Raw genomic sequence first — 16,748 nt, 5'->3', positions numbered from 1 at the left:
AAGTATAACTTAGGAAGGAGAATATAATGTCTAATAACATATTATGCGTAGGTGAATTATTAATTGATTTTATCTGTTCAGATGTAAATTCTAGTTTAACTGAGGGAACAAACTTTATAAAAAAGGCGGGAGGTGCACCGGCTAATGTTACAGCAGCAATATCTAAGTTGGGTGGACATGCTTCCTTTGCCGGAAAGGTTGGTAATGATCACTTTGGAGTATTTCTAAAAAACACTTTAGACTCTGTAGGAGTGGACACAAGCATGCTTGTATTAGATAATAACTCAAATACAACTCTTGCCTTTGTTTCATTAAAGTCAGATGGAGAAAGGGATTTTATATTTAATAGAGGAGCGGATGAATTATTAACTTATAAGGAGTTAGACAAAGAAAAAGTGTACTCCTCTAAGATAATTCATTTTGGGTCTGCTACCGCACTTCTTGGAGGTCCATCAAAAGTTACTTATTTAGAAGTAATGGAAAAAACAAAAGAAAAGGGGACTTTTATTTCCTTTGACCCTAATTATAGAGTGGATTTATGGAAAAATAGATTAGAGGAATTTGTATCTATATCTAAGAAGTGTTTAAAATACGCAGATTTTGTAAAAGTTAGTGATGAAGAAATAAAAATAATATCAGGAAAAGAAAGCTTGGAAGAAGGAATAAAAATATTTCATAAGCTCGGGGCAAAGGTTATAGCTGTAACCTTGGGGAAAGATGGAACTTTAATTTCTAATGGAACTAATATAGATACTATTGGTAGTATAAAGATAAAATCAATAGATTCTACAGGGGCAGGAGATGCTTTTGTAGGTGCTGTGCTTTATAAAATAGCACAGCAAGAAGAAGCTAAGAATATATTAGGTGATTTTCAAAAACTTAAAGAAATTGTTGCCTTTGGTAATAAAGTAGGTGCAATTGTATGTACTAAACTTGGGGCCATAGCTGCACTTCCTACCTTAGATGAAGTAGAAAAATGCTAATATACGTATAGTACAAAAGAGATGGTGATATTATGAACAAGAATGAAGAATTATTAAAAAAAGCTTATGATAGAATAGAGGAAACAAAAGAATTAGTAGAAAGTGATTATTATAGGTTAAAATATCACATTATGCCTCCTGTAGGGCTTTTAAATGATCCAAATGGCTTTGTGCAAATAAATGATGAATATCATTTATTTTACCAGTTTCACCCTTTTGGTACTAAACATGGTTTAAAATACTGGGCCCATGTTAAAAGTAAGGACTTAGTTAACTGGGTGGAGTGCCCTATAGCACTTGCGCCTAGTGAATGGTATGAGACACATGGATGCTATTCTGGAAGCGGAATTAATGATAATGGTGTATTAACTTTAATTTACACGGGAAATGTCAAAGATGAAAATGGAAATAGGGAAACCTATCAATGTCTTGTAACAAGTGAAGATGGTGTTAACTTTAAAAAGTATGAAAATAATCCTGTAATCTATAATCAACCAGAAGGATATACAAGACACTTCAGAGATCCTAAGGTTTGGAAAAAGGATGAAATATGGTATATGGTTATAGGTGCTCAAACTATAAATAATGAGGGAAAAGTTCTCTTGTTTAAATCCGTAGATTTAAAAGACTGGTCATTAGTAGGGGACACTGCTGGATCCAGTTTAAATGACTTAGGCTACTTTGGATACATGTGGGAGTGTCCTGATTTGTTCAGTTTGAAGGGTAAAGATATACTTATAGCATCTCCTCAGGGTTTAGAGTCAAAAGGAGATTTATATAATAATATATATCAATCAGGTTACTTTGTGGGAAAACTAAATTATGATTCAGGAAGGCTAATACATGGTGAATTTACTGAACTAGATAGAGGGTTTGAGTTCTATGCACCACAAACAACCCTTGACAATAAGGGTAGAAGAATACTAATAGCATGGATGGGACTTCCAGAAGAAGAAAATCACCCGACTACGGAGCATGGGTGGATCCATACAATGACTATATCTAGAGTATTAGAGTTAGTAGGCGATAAAATATACCAAAAGCCAGTAGAAGAGTTTAAGAGTCTACGTAAGAATGAAATGTTCTATCAGGATATTACAATAGATAACGACGTTATAGAATTAGAGAATATAAATGGTGATGTCTTAGAGCTATTGATAGAGTTTCAGGTAGAAGATGCAGCTGAGTATGGTGTAAAATTGAGGACCTCAGAAGATGGCAGTGAAGAAACAGTTCTTTTTTATAATAGAGAAAGTAAAAAGTTTGAGTTCAATAGAGAAAAAAGTGGAAGAGCACTTAGCGGTGTAAGACGATGCCAGCTTGAAGATAGAAAAATACTGAAATTAAATATCTTTATGGATAGGTCTTCTATAGAAGTCTTTATAAATGATGGGGAAGAGGTGTTTTCTGCTAGAGTTTTTCCTGATGAGAATAGTAAAGGAATTAAACTATTTGCTAGGGGTGGAAGAGTAAAAGTGAAAAATCTTATTATGTGGGATTTGCGGTAAGGATTAAAAATTATTATTGAGTTAGGGCACCCTTATAGTACTAATTGTATTATAGGGGTGTTTTGTTGTATGAAACTTTTTTTATATATAGGAAATAAACATCAACTATAAATCAACTACCATAATAATATACAAGTGAATTGTAATACAAGCCAGGAAGAGTGTATAAGAAAATTTGCAGTAGTAAACTTCAATGGAAATTAGCTTTATATGGCTTAAATAGATGGTTGGAACATTTTGAAATATAAAATTTATTCTTCGGCACCAAAAAAGTATTGACTATGAATCGGTTTCATAGTAGTCTATAAGTGTAGTTGTAATACAACTAAAATGGTGAGAAAAAGTATAGTGTAATCTAAATTAATATGTATAGGTTCTATTTGAAAAGTAATCATATACTAGGAGGGGCGATTATGATTGAAAAGTTAGAAACATTAAGAAGAATTGAAGAAGTTGGGGTAGTCGCTGTGGTTAGAGCTGAAAATGCGGAAAAGGCAGAGAAGATCTCTAAGGCTTGTATAGAAGGTGGAATACCAGCTATAGAAGTTACTTTTACGGTACCTGGTGCAGACAAGGTAATAAGTTCTTTAAAAGAAAAGTTTGCTAAAGAAGAGTTAATAGTTGGAGCGGGGACTGTGCTTGATAGTGAGACTGCAAGAATAGCAATACTTGCGGGGGCTCAATATATTGTAAGCCCGGGATTTGATTTGGAAACAGCTAAACTTTGTAATAGATATCAAATTCCATATATGCCTGGATGTATGACAATAACAGAAATGATAAGAGCTATGGAAGCTGGTGCAGATATTATAAAAGTTTTTCCGGGAAGTGCCTTTGGTCCAAGTTTCGTAAAAGATGTAAAAGCACCTCTTCCGCAGGCTCCTATTATGCCAACTGGCGGAGTTAGTCTAGAAAATGTGGATCAATGGATTAAGAATGGATGTATTGCAGTTGGAGTTGGTGGAAAGCTTACTGCAGGAGCTGCAACTGGAGACTATGAGTCCATAAGTGAAATTGCAAATCAATTTGTTGCAAAAGTAAAAGAAGCTAGAAGTAAATAACTTTAGGAGGAGACTTTGATGGCGAAGAAAGTAGTAACTATGGGTGAATTATTGCTTAGGCTGTCTACGCCAGGATACAAAAGATTCACCCAAGCGGAATCTTTTGATATAGTATATGGTGGGGCAGAGGCAAATGTTGCTGTATCCTTAGGAAACTGGGGAGTGAAATCTTATTTTGTGTCTCAAGTGCCTGATAATTTAATTGGGAAGAGCGCTCTTAATTATCTAAATAGATATGGAGTAAATACAGATTATGTAGTTAGGGATGGAGACAGACTAGGAATATACTACTTTGAGAAGGGTAATTCTGTAAGATCATCCAAAGTTATTTATGATAGAGCAAATTCGGCAATAACTCAAGTTGATGTAGATAAAATAGACTTTGATGAAATATTCAAGGATGCTGACTGGTTTCACTTTTCGGGAATCACACCGGCTTTGGGAGAGAGTTGTATAAAGCTTGTGGAAAAAGCTGCTGAAGCAGCTAAAAAGTATGATGTGCCTATAAGCTTAGATTTAAACTATAGAAAACAACTTTGGAGCTACGAAAAATTTGAAAAAGTAATGCCTAATTTACTGCAAAATGTGGATGTTTGCTTTGGATGGCTAAGCGGTGTAGAAGGAGAAACGGGAGAATACAAGGTGGCTGATTTTACAAAAGAAGAAGTGGATCTTGAGAGATTTGCGAATGTATTTAGTAAAATGAGAGATAAATTTAATATTAAATATATGGTATCAACTTTAAGAGAGAATTATTCTGCTAGCCACAATGCTTTATCGGCTTTTATTTATGATGGAAATGAAATATATCAGTCGAAGAAGTATGATTTTACTATTCAGGATAGAGTTGGGGCTGGAGATGCCTTTGCGGCAGGATTAATATATAAATTAGTACAGGGAGAAAATCATAAAGATGCTTTAGAATTTGGCGTAGCTGCTGGAGTTTTGAAACATACTGTGGATGGAGATGCTAATTTAGTTATGGAAAGTGAAGTAAATGAAATTGTAAAGGGTAACGTTTCTGGAAGTGTGCAAAGATAGAGGTATACAAATGGAAATATACATGTAAAAAGACATATAGTGTGATTAATACTTGCAACTCAGCTTGTATTAAATCGCTATATGTCTTTTTAATTTTTGTTATTTTAGGTATAATGTATTAGAACATCTTAAGTAATTAAGAATCAATATAGATTGATCGGGAGAATGATGTATGAAAGAGTTTAAAACAAGTGATATAGTTTTTAAAACAATACAGGAGAAAATATTTAATGGCGAATGGAAACCTGGTGAAAAGATTATGTCAGAGCCGCAACTATCTAAAGAATTAAATGTTAGTAGAGTGTCTGTAAGAGAGGCTATAGAGAAATTAGCTACTTTAAATATCATAAGTAAACGACAGGGAGAAGGTACCTTTGTTAATGATTTAAAACCATCTATCTATCTAAATAGCTTAATACCCATGATAACGCTAGATAAAGATAATTATTTAGATATTCTTGAATTTAGACTTATCACAGAGCCGAAAACTGCTAGAATGTGTGCTGAAAAGTGTAATGGTGATACGCTAAAGGAAATTGAAGAAAGCTACGAAAGAATGCTTGATTGGAGACAGGATATTAAAAAGTTTACGGAAGAAGATTTAAATTTCCACATGAAAATTGCAGAGGGAAGTGGTAATTCTTTAATTATAAAGGTGAATGAAATATTGAGAAATTTACTAGAATATCACCAAAGGGAGTTATATAAAACACTAGGACCTTCTGGTGGGCTTAGTGAACATAAGCTTATTTTAGATGCTATAAAAAATAGGGACTCCGAACTAGCAGATATTTATATGGTAAGACATTTAGAAAGAACTATAAAAGATATAAAAGAGATGAGATATAAATAAAGACTATAATAAATCAGTAAATGAAACACCCTTGTGATACAGTTGTATTACAAGGGTGTTTTGGTATGCTGAAATTTTTTTGCATATTGAAAAAATAAATATTAGTCATAAATCATCTGTTTTTCTAATACGAGCGAATTGTAATACAAGTTCCGGAGGCGTATAAGAAATTAGAAGTGTATAATGGTGTACAATAAAAACTAGATAAACTAGCTAATTTATGTGACTTAACACATTTTGCATATTAAAATTATAGTGATTTATCAAAAAAAGGTGTTGACCACGAATCGTTTTCATAGTACTATATATATAAGGTTGTAATACAACTTTGGCAACGATGAAACACATACTGAAATGAAATTCAATAAAAAATATTCGGCAGATGTAATACAAGTAAAATGATGAGGTGATTATTAAATGTTAAGAAGTCAAGAATTAAGAGAAAAGGCTCCGGAGCTTGATTCTCTAAGACTAGGATCAGGATGGAAGATAGAGGATTTGGAAAAACCACAAATAATAGTAGAAAGCAGTTTTGGACACAGCCATCCAGGTAGTGCTCATCTGGATGTTTTAGTAGAGGAAGCCTTTCAAGGGGTAACTGAAAAGGGTGGTAAAGCTGCTAAATATTTTGTTACTGATATATGTGATGGTGAATCACAAGGACATGATGGAATGAATTATTCACTTCTTTCTAGAGAAATGATGGCAAATATGATCGAAATACATGTACAAGCTACTCCTTTTGATGCAGGAGTGTTTATGGCAAGTTGCGATAAGTCTATGCCAGCCCATCTGATGGCTATTGCTAGACTGGATATGCCAGCAGTACTAGTACCAGGTGGAATTATGAATGCTGGTCCTGATATGCTTACGCTAGAGCAAATTGGAAAATATTATGCTCAACATGAGAAAGGGGAAATAACAAAAGAGGAGTTAACTTATTACAAACATAATGCATGTCCAAGTTGTGGAGCTTGCTCATTTATGGGAACTGCTTCAACAATGCAGGTAATGGCTGAAGCTTTAGGTATTGCACTTCCAGGAACAGCGTTGATTCCAGCTACTTTGGATGAGCTTAGAATAGCAGCAAGACGTGCCGGAGAGTATGCGCTTAAGCTTGTAGAGAAAAATATTAAACCATCAGAAATAATGACTAAAAAGGCCTTTGAAAATGCAATAATGGTACATGCAGCTATTGCTGGTTCAAGTAACAGTTTACTCCATATACCAGCTATTGCTCATGAGTTAGGAATAGAAATAGAACCGAAACTATTTGATGAGATACATAGAGAAATTCCATACATTTTAAATATAAGACCAAGTGGATTTTATCCTGGAGCATATTTTTGGTATGCCGGTGGAGTTCCTGCAATAATGGAGGAAATTAAAGAGTTTTTACATTTAGATGTTCTTACTGTTACAGGTAAAACCTTAGGTGAAAATTTACAGGAATTAAAGCAAAGCGATTATTATGAAAGAAGTAGTAAATTCCTAGAAGCTCTTGGAGTTAAAAAGGAAGATGTAATAAAGACTAAAGAAAATCCTATACAAGCACAGGGTGCTATAGCAATTCTTAAGGGAAATTTAGCCCCAGAGGGTGCAGTGGTAAAACATTCAGCTGTATCTAAAAAATTAAGACAGGTTGTATTAAAAGCCAAAGTTTTTGACTGTGAAGAGGATGCTCTAAATGCAGTACTAAAAAGGGTGGTGAATCCTGGAGATGCAGTATTTATTAGATATGAAGGACCTAAGGGGTCAGGTATGCCAGAAATGTTCTATACTACTGAAGCAATAGCATCAGATTCAGAACTAATAGAGTCAGTAGCACTAATTACAGATGGAAGATTCTCGGGAGCAACTAGAGGACCTGCAATAGGACACGTTTCACCAGAAGCAAGTGAAGGTGGTCCGATAGCTTTAGTTGAAGAAGGCGATCTTATAAAAATAGACATACCGGCTAGAAAGCTTGATGTTATAGGAGTAAATGGTGAAGAAAGAAGTGTAGAAGAAATAGAAGAAGCGTTAAAAGTTAGAAAAGAAAAGTGGGTAAAACCACAACCCAAATATACCAAAGGTGTTTTGAGTATTTATACTAAAAGAGCAACATCACCTATGAAGGGTGGATATATGGAGTAAAAATCTATATAGCAATATAAATTATAATCTGGATATATCACTACGCTATTATTTAGTGTTGATATATCCAGAGGGATAAAATAATGCTGAAGTTATATAATGTATTATAGTTTAAAAAGTCAGAATTCATCTATATATGTGAAATTTAAACGATTTAGTTTGTTAAAGTATTAACTAGAATTATAGTATGCAAATAATATTTACTACAAAAAATAAAATGTTTTAGGAGGAAAAAAATATGCCGTTATTGATTGTTGCAATTGGTGTTGCGTTATTATTATTGTTAATGTTAGGTTTTAAAGTTAATGGTTTTATATCCTTAATACTGGTTTCACTAGTTGTTGGTGTTGCAGAAGGAATGCCAGCTTTAAATGTAGTTAAGTCTATACAAAACGGTATGGGAGGAACCTTAGGTTATCTTTCTCTAGTTCTGGGTTTTGGAGCTATGCTTGGTAAGCTTATTGCGGACACTGGTGCCGCTCAAAGAATTGCCACAACTTTAATAGATAAGTTTGGAAAGAAAAATATTCAATGGGCAGTTGTTATTACTGGATTTGTAGTGGGAATTGCTATGTTCTATGAAGTAGGCTTCGTTCTTTTAATTCCGTTAGTGTTTACTATTGCAGCCTCAACAGAACTTCCGCTTTTATATGTAGGAGTACCTATGGCAGCGGCACTTTCTGTTACTCATGCATTTTTACCACCACACCCTGGTCCGACAGCGATAGCAGTTGTATATGGTGCAAACATAAGTATGACTTTAATTTATGGAATTATTATAGGAATACCTACAGCAATAGTAGCTGGACCTATATTTTCAAAATTTTTAAAGAGATTTGAACATGAACCACCAAAAGGTTTATTTAATCCTAAGATATTTAAAAATGAAGAAATGCCGAGTTTTGGAACAAGTGTATTCACTGCTTTAGTTCCAGTGATTTTGATGGCGCTTGCAGCAGTGTGTGAAATGACACTTCCTAAGACATCAGGAATTAGACACACTTTTGAGTTTATCGGAGACCCAGTTATGGCAATGTTTATCTCAGTTATAATTGCAGTATTCACTCTAGGAGTAAATAGAGGACATAAGATGACTGATGTTATGAATATAATTGCTGAATCAATAAGTGGTATTGCTATGATACTTCTAATTATTGGTGGAGGTGGAGCCTTCAAACAGGTCTTAATCGACAGTGGAGTAGGTAAATATATAGCAGCTATAATGGCTGGATCTACTATGTCGCCATTACTTTTAGCATGGCTTGTCGCGGCTATTCTTCGTTTATCTTTAGGGTCAGCAACTGTTGCAGCAATGACTACATCCGGAATCGTTCTTCCTATAATTGCTACTACTCATGCTAACCCAGCACTAATGGTACTCGCTACAGGTGCAGGAAGTGTTATATTCTCACATGTTAATGATCCAGGATTTTGGATATTTAAAGAATACTTTAATCTAAGTCTTGGAGAAACATTAGCATCCTGGTCAGTTCTTGAAACTATAATCTCTGTTATGGGATTGGCGGGAGTATTACTTATAAATATGTTTGTTTAGAGTATAATAAGTATCTTAAAACTATATAAATTGCTTTGATGTTTAAAAGATGTTGCTATGTAGATGGTAACATCTTTTTAATACAAGTGTAGATATTGCATGTAGTCTCCGAATGTGTATATAAACTACGAGATTAAATGTTCGTTATTGTGAGAAATATGGAAGTAATTTTTGTTTGAGTTTGTCATTTTGTATCAATTTAAGTTACAACATTCGTTATGTTACAAGAAAAATGTAAAAATAACAAGAAAATGTTCGACTTTTTATAGTGTTATGTTGTATAATATACATATATTAGTTAAAAACACGAATAATATCATATTTTCGGGTAAAAGGAGAGTATATAATGAATGGAGACAAGAAATCACTAATTTATCAACTTGATGGAAGACCATCCCTCGGAACAGCAATTCCGTTAGGACTACAACACGTTCTTGCGATGTTTGTTGGAAATGTAACACCTCTAATAATTATTTCTAATGCATTAAAATTGCCTGTTGAACAAAAAACCTTTTTAATTCAATGTGCAATGCTTATAGCTGGTGTAAACTCTTTAATTCAGTGTTATCCAATAGGACCAATTGGAGCTAGACTTCCTATTGTTATGGGTACAAGCTTTGGATTTTTAGCGGTATGTTTATCTATTGGAGGTAAATATGGACTTCCAGGTATTTTTGGAGCAGCGATAGTAGGTGGATTATTTCAAATAGTATTAGGACTTATAGTAAAACATATAAGAAAGTTTTTTCCGCCACTTGTTACAGGAACAGTGCTTTTATCAATAGGTTTAGGATTAATTCCAACAGGGATGAAATACTTTGCTGGTGGTGCTGGTGCTAAAGATTTTGGATCATTTCAGAATTTAGCTTTAGGATTTATTGTTTTAATTACTATTTTATTTTTTAAACATTTTACAAAAGGTATAACTAGTATGTCAGCTATACTTATAGGACTTATAGTAGGATATATTGTAGCAATTCCAATGGGAAAAATAAGCTTTGCAGCAGTAGCAAATGCTTCTTGGGTTTCATTTCCTATGCCACTTAAATACGGTATAGAATTTCATGCAGATGCTATATTTGCAATAATGCTTATGTATATAGTTTCTTCTGTTGAAACAGTAGGTAATGTATCTGGAATTACTCTTACAACTAAACGTCAAGCAACTGATAGAGAATTTTCAGGGGCCATAATACAGGACGGTTTTGGAAGTATTCTTGCGGCATTATTTAATGTATTACCAAATACATCCTATGGTCAAAATGTAGGTATTATTTCTATGACTGGTGTTGTAAATAGATTTTGTATTGCAACAGGAACAGCATTTTTAATACTTGCAGGTTTATTCCCTAAGTTTGGAGCAGTTATAGCTTTAATGCCTCAAAGTGTTCTTGGAGGAGCTGCTGTAGTAATGTTTGCTATGATGGTTGTAGGTGGTATAAACCAAATAACTTCGGAACCACTTCAAGGAAGAAATGGGACAATCATAGCAGTTGCACTAGGCTTAGGATTTGGAATTAGTGCAGTACCAGATGTATTAGCTCACTTCCCTCAAGGTTTAAAAATGGTTTTAGGGGGATCAGGGGTAGTTGTATCTGGAGGCTTAGCTATTCTATTAAATGTAATTTTACCTAAGGATAAGGTAGAAGTACCAGAAAAATCAGGAGAAAGCGTAGCCTAAACTAGAGAATAGAGTGTATAATATAGAATAGGGTTTCAGGGCAAAAATTTAACTTATACTGTGTAATATGTTGAATTTTAACTCGGAAACCCTATAGGTTTGTAGAAATTTTGATAGCTTGTAAGGAGGAATAATAGTGTTTACATTACTTAATTTAATACAACCAGAAACACTTGAGGAAGCATATAGCCTATTAATGGAAAGAAAAAATAATACTGTGCTTGGTGGCTGTGCTTTTTTAAGAATGGGTTCTAAAAGAATCGGTACGGCAGTGGAGCTCTCAAAGCTTAATTTAAATTACATAAAGGAAGAAGACGAATATATCGAGATAGGTGCAATGACAACCTTTAGAGATATTGAAATTAACCTTGTTTTAAATGAATATTTTAATGGACTATTACCTAAATCCATAAGCAATATAATAGGAGTACAATTTAGAAACATAGTTACAGTTGGTGCTACCGTTTATTCTAAGTATGGATTTTCCGATTTTATAACAGCATTATTAGCTCTAGATACTGAAGTTGAATTGTATAAGGCTGGAAGAATGCCTCTGGAAAAGTTTTTGGACAAGCCTTACGAAAAGGATATTTTAACAAGAATATTTATAAAGAAAAACGGAAGAAAGGCTTCCTATGGAAATTTAAGAAACGCTATAAGTGACTATCCTATATTAAATGTAGCGGTTTCAAGTATCGATAATCAGTGGAAGATTATTGTGGGGGCTAGACCAGCAAGAGCTAAAATTGCTAAAAATGCCTCAGAAGAATTATCAAAAGGAAGTTACAGTGACCAAGATATAGAAGCTGTAGCTAACATGGCAGCAGAAGAGATGTCCTTTGGGACTAATATGAGAGGTTCAGCGGAATATAGAAAGGCTATGTGTAAAGTACTGGTTAAAAGAGCAGTAATGGAGGTATTAGAATGCAGATAGAAGTTATTTTAAATAATAAAAAAGTTGCTTTTGAAGTAGCAGGAGATGAATTCCTAGCAGATACTTTAAGAGCCAATGGAATGCTAAGTATAAGAAAAGGCTGTGATACAAGCTGTTGTGGTCTTTGTACTGTATGGGTAGATGGAAAACCAACCTTATCTTGTTCGCTTTTAGCAATAAAAGCAAATGGGAAAAATATTACAACTATAGAGGGCGTTCAGAAGGAAGCAGAAGAGTTTGCAAGGGTACTTGTAGCAGATGGTGCTGAACAGTGTGGTTTCTGTAGTCCGGGCTTTATAATGACAGTACTCGCTATGAAAAATGAACTGGTAAATCCTACAGAAGAAGAAATAATTCATTATTTGACTGGCAACCTATGCAGATGTACAGGATATATGGGGCAGTTAAGAGCAGTTAAAAAGTATCTGGGGGTAGTTTAAATATGAAGATAGTTGGTAAAGGTATTGCAAAAATAGATGGAATGCCTATTGCTACAGGTAAACCTGTTTATACAGAAGATTTAGCAATGGCAAATGCTTTAGTGGTAAAAATACTTAGAAGTCCGCATGCTTTTGCAAGGATAAAAAATATTGACACATCAAAAGCAGAAAAAATAGAGGGAGTTGAATGTGTTCTTACTTATAAAGATGTTCCTAATGTAAGATTTACGTTGGCAGGGCAATCCTATGCAGAACCATCACCTTATGATAGATTAATTTTAGATCCTATAGTTAGATATGTAGGAGATGAAGTGGCAATTGTAGCTGCTGTAGATGAGAAAACAGCTGTGAAAGCTATGAAGCTTATTAAGGTTGAATATGAAGTATTTGAGCCTGTTTTAGATTTTGAAGAGGCAGAAGGCCATGAATCAGTAGTTCACCCAGAGGATGATGTTCATTGTAACTTTGATATAGGTATGGATAAAGAAAAGAACATAGTTTCCAAGCAAAAGGTAGAATATGGCGATGTGGAAAAAGAATTTAATGAATGCGATGTGGTAGTGGAAGATACTTATTACAATCAGGCACAAGCCCATTGCATGATGGAAACTTATCGTTCCTTTAATTATCTTGATCATACAGGCAGACTTGTGGTTGTAAGTTCAACACAAATTCCATTTCATGCTAGAAGAAAGCTAGCAAGAGCACTAGAAATATCACCAAGTAAAATAAGAATAATTAAACCAAGAATAGGCGGAGGCTTTGGTGGAAAGCAAACTATTGCAGTAGAAATATTTAGTGCTATTGTAACGATAAAAACAGGTAAGCCAGCTATGATTATATATGATAGAAAAGAAACATTTGAGTGCACAACAACTCGTCATGCTATGAGAACAAAGGTTAGATTAGGTGCGGATAAAGAAGGATATATAAGATCTATAGATATACAATGCTTATCAGATACAGGAGCTTATGGTGAGCATGCTTCTACAGTATTTGGAGTTGTTGGACAAAAGACTCTTCCTTTATATAATAAAACAAAGGCTGTTAGATTTATGGGGAATGTAGTTTATACCAATAAGACACCGGCAGGAGCTTTCAGAGGATATGGAGCAACTCAAGGTGCTTTCGCCCTTGAAGGTGCAGTTAATAAGCTTGCAGAAAAGCTAAACATGGATCCAACAGAAATTAGATTAATGAATTTAATAAAAGAAGGCGAAACTTCTTTACCATATGAAGGTAAGCTTTTAGGAAGTTCTGCGCTGCATAGATGTATAGATAAGGGTAAGGAAATAATAGGCTGGAATGAAAAATATCCAAGAAGAGAAGTAAGTGAAACCAAAGTAAGAGCTCTTGGTATGGCTGTTACAATGCAAGGTTCAGGAATTGCAGGTATAGATACAGCTTCAGCTCAAGTAAGATTAAATGATGACGGTAATTATACTCTTCTAATAGGTTCCACAGATATGGGAACAGGAAGTGATACAATACTGGCTCAAATGACTGCAGAAGTTTTGGAAACTTCCATGGATAAAATTATAGTAAATTCAGCAGATACAGATGTTTCTCCTTATGATCCAGGCTCCTATGCTTCAAGTACAACCTATGTTACAGGAATGGCTGTAGTAAAAGCAGCGGAAGCTTTGAAAAATCAAATTATTGAAAATGGTGCTAAGCTTCTTCAAGTATCTCCAGAAGAAGTAGAATTTGATGGGGAAAATATAAAAACTATTAATGGTGATAAAACCATGAGTCTAGAAAAAATGGCTGAACTTATGGTTTTAGGGGTAGGAAATCTTCAATTAGTAGGAAATGCTACTTATGGAAGTCAGGTGTCTCCGCCACCATTTATGGCAGGTTTTGCAGAGATAGAAGTAGATAAAGAAACAGGAAAGATAGATGTAATAAACTATGTAGCAGTAGGGGATAGTGGAACTATTATAAATCCAAACCTAGCTAGAATACAGGTAGAAGGTGGAATTGCTCAGGGAATAGGATTAGCATTGTATGAAGATGTTAAATTTAGTGAAAAAGGTAGATTACAAACAAATACCTTTATGCAGTATAAGATTCCATCTAGAAAAGATGTAGGGAATATAATAGTAGACTTTGAAGAAAGTTATGAGCCAACAGGTCCTTTTGGGGCAAAATCTATTGGAGAGGTTGTTGTAAATACACCAGCACCAGCAATAGCTCATGCTGTTTACAACGCTGTAGGAGTAAGAATAAACGCTCTTCCAATAACTCCAGAAAAAGTATTCATGGGAATGCAACAGAAACAGTAAAGGGTTCCCTTAAGGGAACTCTTTTAAATCTAAGAGGTGTTATATGGGACTAAAAAATTTGTTGGGTTTAAGAAAAGGTGATGTTATATCTATTGTAGGGGCTGGAGGAAAGACTACTTTAATGTATTCTTTAGCAGAGGAGCTTAGGGATGAGAATAAAGTTCTTGTGACTACTACTACAAAGATTTATATGCCAGAAGAAGAATATTATGATTTTTTAATTATGGGTAAAGATGGTTATAATGAATTTAATAAAGGTAATGGAGTGTATGCCCATGGTAAATCTGTAACAAACGAAAATAAAGTTAATGGATTAGATGAAAATGTTATAGATGGTGAAATATCATTCTTTGATTATGTATTAATAGAGGCAGATGGTTCTAAGAGAAAGCCTATTAAGGGATGGAATGAGACAGAGCCTGTTTTAATTGGTAAAACAACAAAAACTATAGGTGTTATAAGCATAGAGGTAATAGGAAGAGAAATAAATGAGTATAATGTTCATAGAGTAGAAAAATTTATGGAGATTACAAATTCAAAGAAAAATGAATCAATAACTATAGAGCATTTGACTTCACTAATATTTCATGATAAGGGGTTGTTTAAAGGTTCAAAGGGAGAAAAAATTCTATTTATAAATAAGATTGAAGGGTATAATGAAGCTACCTTAGCTTATAAGCTTTTAAATTGTATTAGAGAAAAAAATAAAAATTGTATAGATAAGATTATAATTGGAAGTTTGAAAAGAAAAGAATATGAATTGAAACTTGAATCTGATGGGGTTATTTAGAGTTTAAATTTGCTGGATAAGTTATAATTCCAAGGTTTAAAGGTGGAGGTTAAAATGATTAACGCCATAATTATGGCATCAGGGTATGGTAGAAGAATGGGTAAAGATAAGCTTTTGTTGCCTTTTAGAGGTAAGTTATTAGTTGAACATATTATGGAAAAGGTTATGGAATGTGATTTTTATAATAGAATAATTGTAGCAAGAGATAAAAGAATATTGAGTTTAGCCGCAAAAAAAGGTATTAAAGCTATAGAAAATAATAGTGCTCACAATGGTCAAAGTCAATCTATAAAATTAGGAATAAAAAATACTTTAAATGGCAATGGATATATGTTTTTCACAGGAGATCAACCTTTAATACAGATTGGTACTATAAGACTTTTAATGGATGCCTTCAATAAAAATAGTAATTCTATAATTGTTCCTAGGTTTGGGGACAAAAGAGGGAACCCTGTAATATTTCCAGTGAGGTTTGTAGAGGAACTTATGCTTATTGAGGGGGATAAAGGTGGAAAAGCCGTTATTAATAATCATATTAAAGATATAATATTTGTGGATATAGAGAATGAATATGAACTTATGGATATAGACACTTTCGAAGATTACGAGAAAATATTAAATATTAAGGAATGATAAATTATGTTTGAAGATATAGCTATAGTTAGAGGTGGGGGAGATATTGCTTCGGGAGCAATACAGAAGTTGTATAGAAGTGGATTTAAAGTCCTAGTTTTGGAAACGAAAAAGCCTACCTCAATCAGAAGAAATGTATGTTTCAGTGAAGCAATATTTGAACAATATGTGACTATAGAAGAAATAAAAGCTGTACATGTAAATAGTATAGATGAAGTGGAAAAAAACTGGGAAGAAGGAAGTGTTCCCGTTATTATAGATAAAGAAGGAAAATACATAGATATAATAAAACCAGAGATTGTGTTAGATGCTATATTAGCTAAGAAAAATTTAGGTACAAACAAAAATATGGCACCTATAACTATAGCACTGGGGCCAGGCTTTGAAGCAGGAAAAGATGTAGATGTAGTAATAGAGACAATGAGAGGACATAATTTAGGTAGATTAATATTTAGTGGTAGCGCTATGGAGAATACAGGTCTGCCTGGAAAGATAAATGGGTACTCAAAGGAAAGGGTAATATATAGTCCTGCAGAGGGTATTATTTCAAATGTAAAGGAAATTGGTGATTTAGTTAAAGCTGGAGAAACAATAGCTGTTGTAAGTAATATTGAAATTAAAACTTTGATTGATGGTATACTAAGGGGAATAATAAAAGAGGGCACTAATGTATTTAGAGGGCTTAAAATAGCTGATGTAGATCCAAGACTTACGGAAAAGGAAAATTGTTATACAATTTCAGATAAAGCCAGGTGTATTGGTGGAGCAGTTTTGGAAGCTATATTATATTTGAAAAATATTAGAACCGATATTCATCGAAAAAAATAAAAAAACTGATAGAGTGTGCA

General features: G+C 33.8%; 14 protein-coding genes. All 14 read left to right on the top strand.

Annotation, left to right across the window (positions count from 1 at the left end):
* Window positions 1-26: 26 nt before the first annotated feature.
* The 14 genes from CLMAG_RS15840 (at window position 27) to yqeB (ending at window position 16,728) form a co-directional block, all read left to right on the top strand.
* Complete coding sequence (locus CLMAG_RS15840; protein ID WP_066624482.1) at window positions 27-983, top strand: carbohydrate kinase family protein; 957 nt, start codon at window positions 27-29, stop codon at window positions 981-983.
* A gap of 32 nt (window positions 984-1,015) precedes the next feature.
* The gene (locus CLMAG_RS15835; RefSeq protein ID WP_066624475.1) at window positions 1,016-2,491 is read left to right on the top strand and encodes a glycoside hydrolase family 32 protein; all 1,476 of its coding nucleotides are present in this window, start codon (window positions 1,016-1,018) and stop codon (window positions 2,489-2,491) included.
* 413 nt (window positions 2,492-2,904) lie between these two features.
* Window positions 2,905-3,552, top strand: a complete 648-nt coding sequence (locus CLMAG_RS15830; protein ID WP_066624461.1) for a bifunctional 4-hydroxy-2-oxoglutarate aldolase/2-dehydro-3-deoxy-phosphogluconate aldolase — start codon at window positions 2,905-2,907, stop codon at window positions 3,550-3,552.
* An 18-nt stretch (window positions 3,553-3,570) separates the two neighbouring features.
* Complete coding sequence (locus CLMAG_RS15825) at window positions 3,571-4,593, top strand: sugar kinase (protein WP_066624459.1); 1,023 nt, start codon at window positions 3,571-3,573, stop codon at window positions 4,591-4,593.
* 172 nt (window positions 4,594-4,765) lie between these two features.
* Entirely contained in the window at window positions 4,766-5,446 is a 681-nt protein-coding gene (locus CLMAG_RS15820; protein WP_066624457.1) for a FadR/GntR family transcriptional regulator, read from the top strand.
* 417 nt (window positions 5,447-5,863) lie between these two features.
* A complete protein-coding gene (gene ilvD, locus CLMAG_RS15815; protein ID WP_066624450.1) occupies window positions 5,864-7,582 on the top strand; it encodes a dihydroxy-acid dehydratase in 1,719 nt (572 codons plus the stop codon).
* Between the two features lie 238 nt (window positions 7,583-7,820).
* Window positions 7,821-9,137 (top strand): gluconate:H+ symporter, encoded by a 1,317-nt coding sequence (locus tag CLMAG_RS15810; RefSeq protein WP_066624447.1) that lies wholly within the window; start codon window positions 7,821-7,823, stop codon window positions 9,135-9,137.
* A 346-nt stretch (window positions 9,138-9,483) separates the two neighbouring features.
* A complete protein-coding gene (locus CLMAG_RS15805; protein ID WP_066624444.1) occupies window positions 9,484-10,818 on the top strand; it encodes a uracil-xanthine permease family protein in 1,335 nt (444 codons plus the stop codon).
* A 136-nt stretch (window positions 10,819-10,954) separates the two neighbouring features.
* Window positions 10,955-11,752: an FAD binding domain-containing protein gene (locus CLMAG_RS15800; protein WP_066624441.1), complete on the top strand. Its 798-nt coding sequence runs from the start codon at window positions 10,955-10,957 to the stop codon at window positions 11,750-11,752.
* Entirely contained in the window at window positions 11,743-12,192 is a 450-nt protein-coding gene (locus CLMAG_RS15795) for a (2Fe-2S)-binding protein (protein WP_066624440.1), read from the top strand. Before CLMAG_RS15800 ends, CLMAG_RS15795 begins: the two co-directional genes overlap by 10 nt.
* Window positions 12,193-12,194: 2 nt before the next feature.
* Window positions 12,195-14,477 carry a xanthine dehydrogenase family protein molybdopterin-binding subunit gene (locus tag CLMAG_RS15790; RefSeq protein WP_066624439.1) on the top strand — a complete coding sequence of 761 codons (2,283 nt, stop codon included), beginning with the start codon at window positions 12,195-12,197 and terminating at the stop codon, window positions 14,475-14,477.
* A 43-nt stretch (window positions 14,478-14,520) separates the two neighbouring features.
* Window positions 14,521-15,267 carry a selenium cofactor biosynthesis protein YqeC gene (gene yqeC / locus CLMAG_RS15785; RefSeq protein WP_066624438.1) on the top strand — a complete coding sequence of 249 codons (747 nt, stop codon included), beginning with the start codon at window positions 14,521-14,523 and terminating at the stop codon, window positions 15,265-15,267.
* A 54-nt stretch (window positions 15,268-15,321) separates the two neighbouring features.
* Entirely contained in the window at window positions 15,322-15,900 is a 579-nt protein-coding gene (gene mocA / locus CLMAG_RS15780; protein ID WP_066624437.1) for a molybdenum cofactor cytidylyltransferase, read from the top strand.
* A 6-nt stretch (window positions 15,901-15,906) separates the two neighbouring features.
* A complete protein-coding gene (yqeB, locus tag CLMAG_RS15775) occupies window positions 15,907-16,728 on the top strand; it encodes a selenium-dependent molybdenum cofactor biosynthesis protein YqeB (protein WP_066624435.1) in 822 nt (273 codons plus the stop codon).
* Window positions 16,729-16,748: the final 20 nt, after the last annotated feature.

It is taken from the genome of Clostridium magnum DSM 2767 (genome assembly GCF_001623875.1).
Classification (GTDB): Bacteria; Bacillota; Clostridia; order Clostridiales; family Clostridiaceae; genus Clostridium_AM; species Clostridium_AM magnum.
The sequence above is the reverse complement of the archived record's forward strand: the minus strand, read 5'-3'. Positions and strand labels throughout refer to the sequence as shown.

What these genes read in the sequence shown, in the direction of transcription:
- CLMAG_RS15840 (WP_066624482.1), top strand. Translation starts at nt 27, where the DNA reads ATGTCTAATAACATATTATGCGTAGGTGAATTATTAATTGATTTTATC.
- CLMAG_RS15835 (WP_066624475.1), top strand. Translation starts at nt 1,016, where the DNA reads ATGAACAAGAATGAAGAATTATTAAAAAAAGCTTATGATAGAATAGAG.
- CLMAG_RS15830 (WP_066624461.1), top strand. Translation starts at nt 2,905, where the DNA reads ATGATTGAAAAGTTAGAAACATTAAGAAGAATTGAAGAAGTTGGGGTA.
- CLMAG_RS15825 (WP_066624459.1), top strand. Translation starts at nt 3,571, where the DNA reads ATGGCGAAGAAAGTAGTAACTATGGGTGAATTATTGCTTAGGCTGTCT.
- CLMAG_RS15820 (WP_066624457.1), top strand. Translation starts at nt 4,766, where the DNA reads ATGAAAGAGTTTAAAACAAGTGATATAGTTTTTAAAACAATACAGGAG.
- ilvD (WP_066624450.1), top strand. Translation starts at nt 5,864, where the DNA reads ATGTTAAGAAGTCAAGAATTAAGAGAAAAGGCTCCGGAGCTTGATTCT.
- CLMAG_RS15810 (WP_066624447.1), top strand. Translation starts at nt 7,821, where the DNA reads ATGCCGTTATTGATTGTTGCAATTGGTGTTGCGTTATTATTATTGTTA.
- CLMAG_RS15805 (WP_066624444.1), top strand. Translation starts at nt 9,484, where the DNA reads ATGAATGGAGACAAGAAATCACTAATTTATCAACTTGATGGAAGACCA.
- CLMAG_RS15795 (WP_066624440.1), top strand. Translation starts at nt 11,743, where the DNA reads ATGCAGATAGAAGTTATTTTAAATAATAAAAAAGTTGCTTTTGAAGTA.
- CLMAG_RS15790 (WP_066624439.1), top strand. Translation starts at nt 12,195, where the DNA reads ATGAAGATAGTTGGTAAAGGTATTGCAAAAATAGATGGAATGCCTATT.
- yqeC (WP_066624438.1), top strand. Translation starts at nt 14,521, where the DNA reads ATGGGACTAAAAAATTTGTTGGGTTTAAGAAAAGGTGATGTTATATCT.
- mocA (WP_066624437.1), top strand. Translation starts at nt 15,322, where the DNA reads ATGATTAACGCCATAATTATGGCATCAGGGTATGGTAGAAGAATGGGT.
- yqeB (WP_066624435.1), top strand. Translation starts at nt 15,907, where the DNA reads ATGTTTGAAGATATAGCTATAGTTAGAGGTGGGGGAGATATTGCTTCG.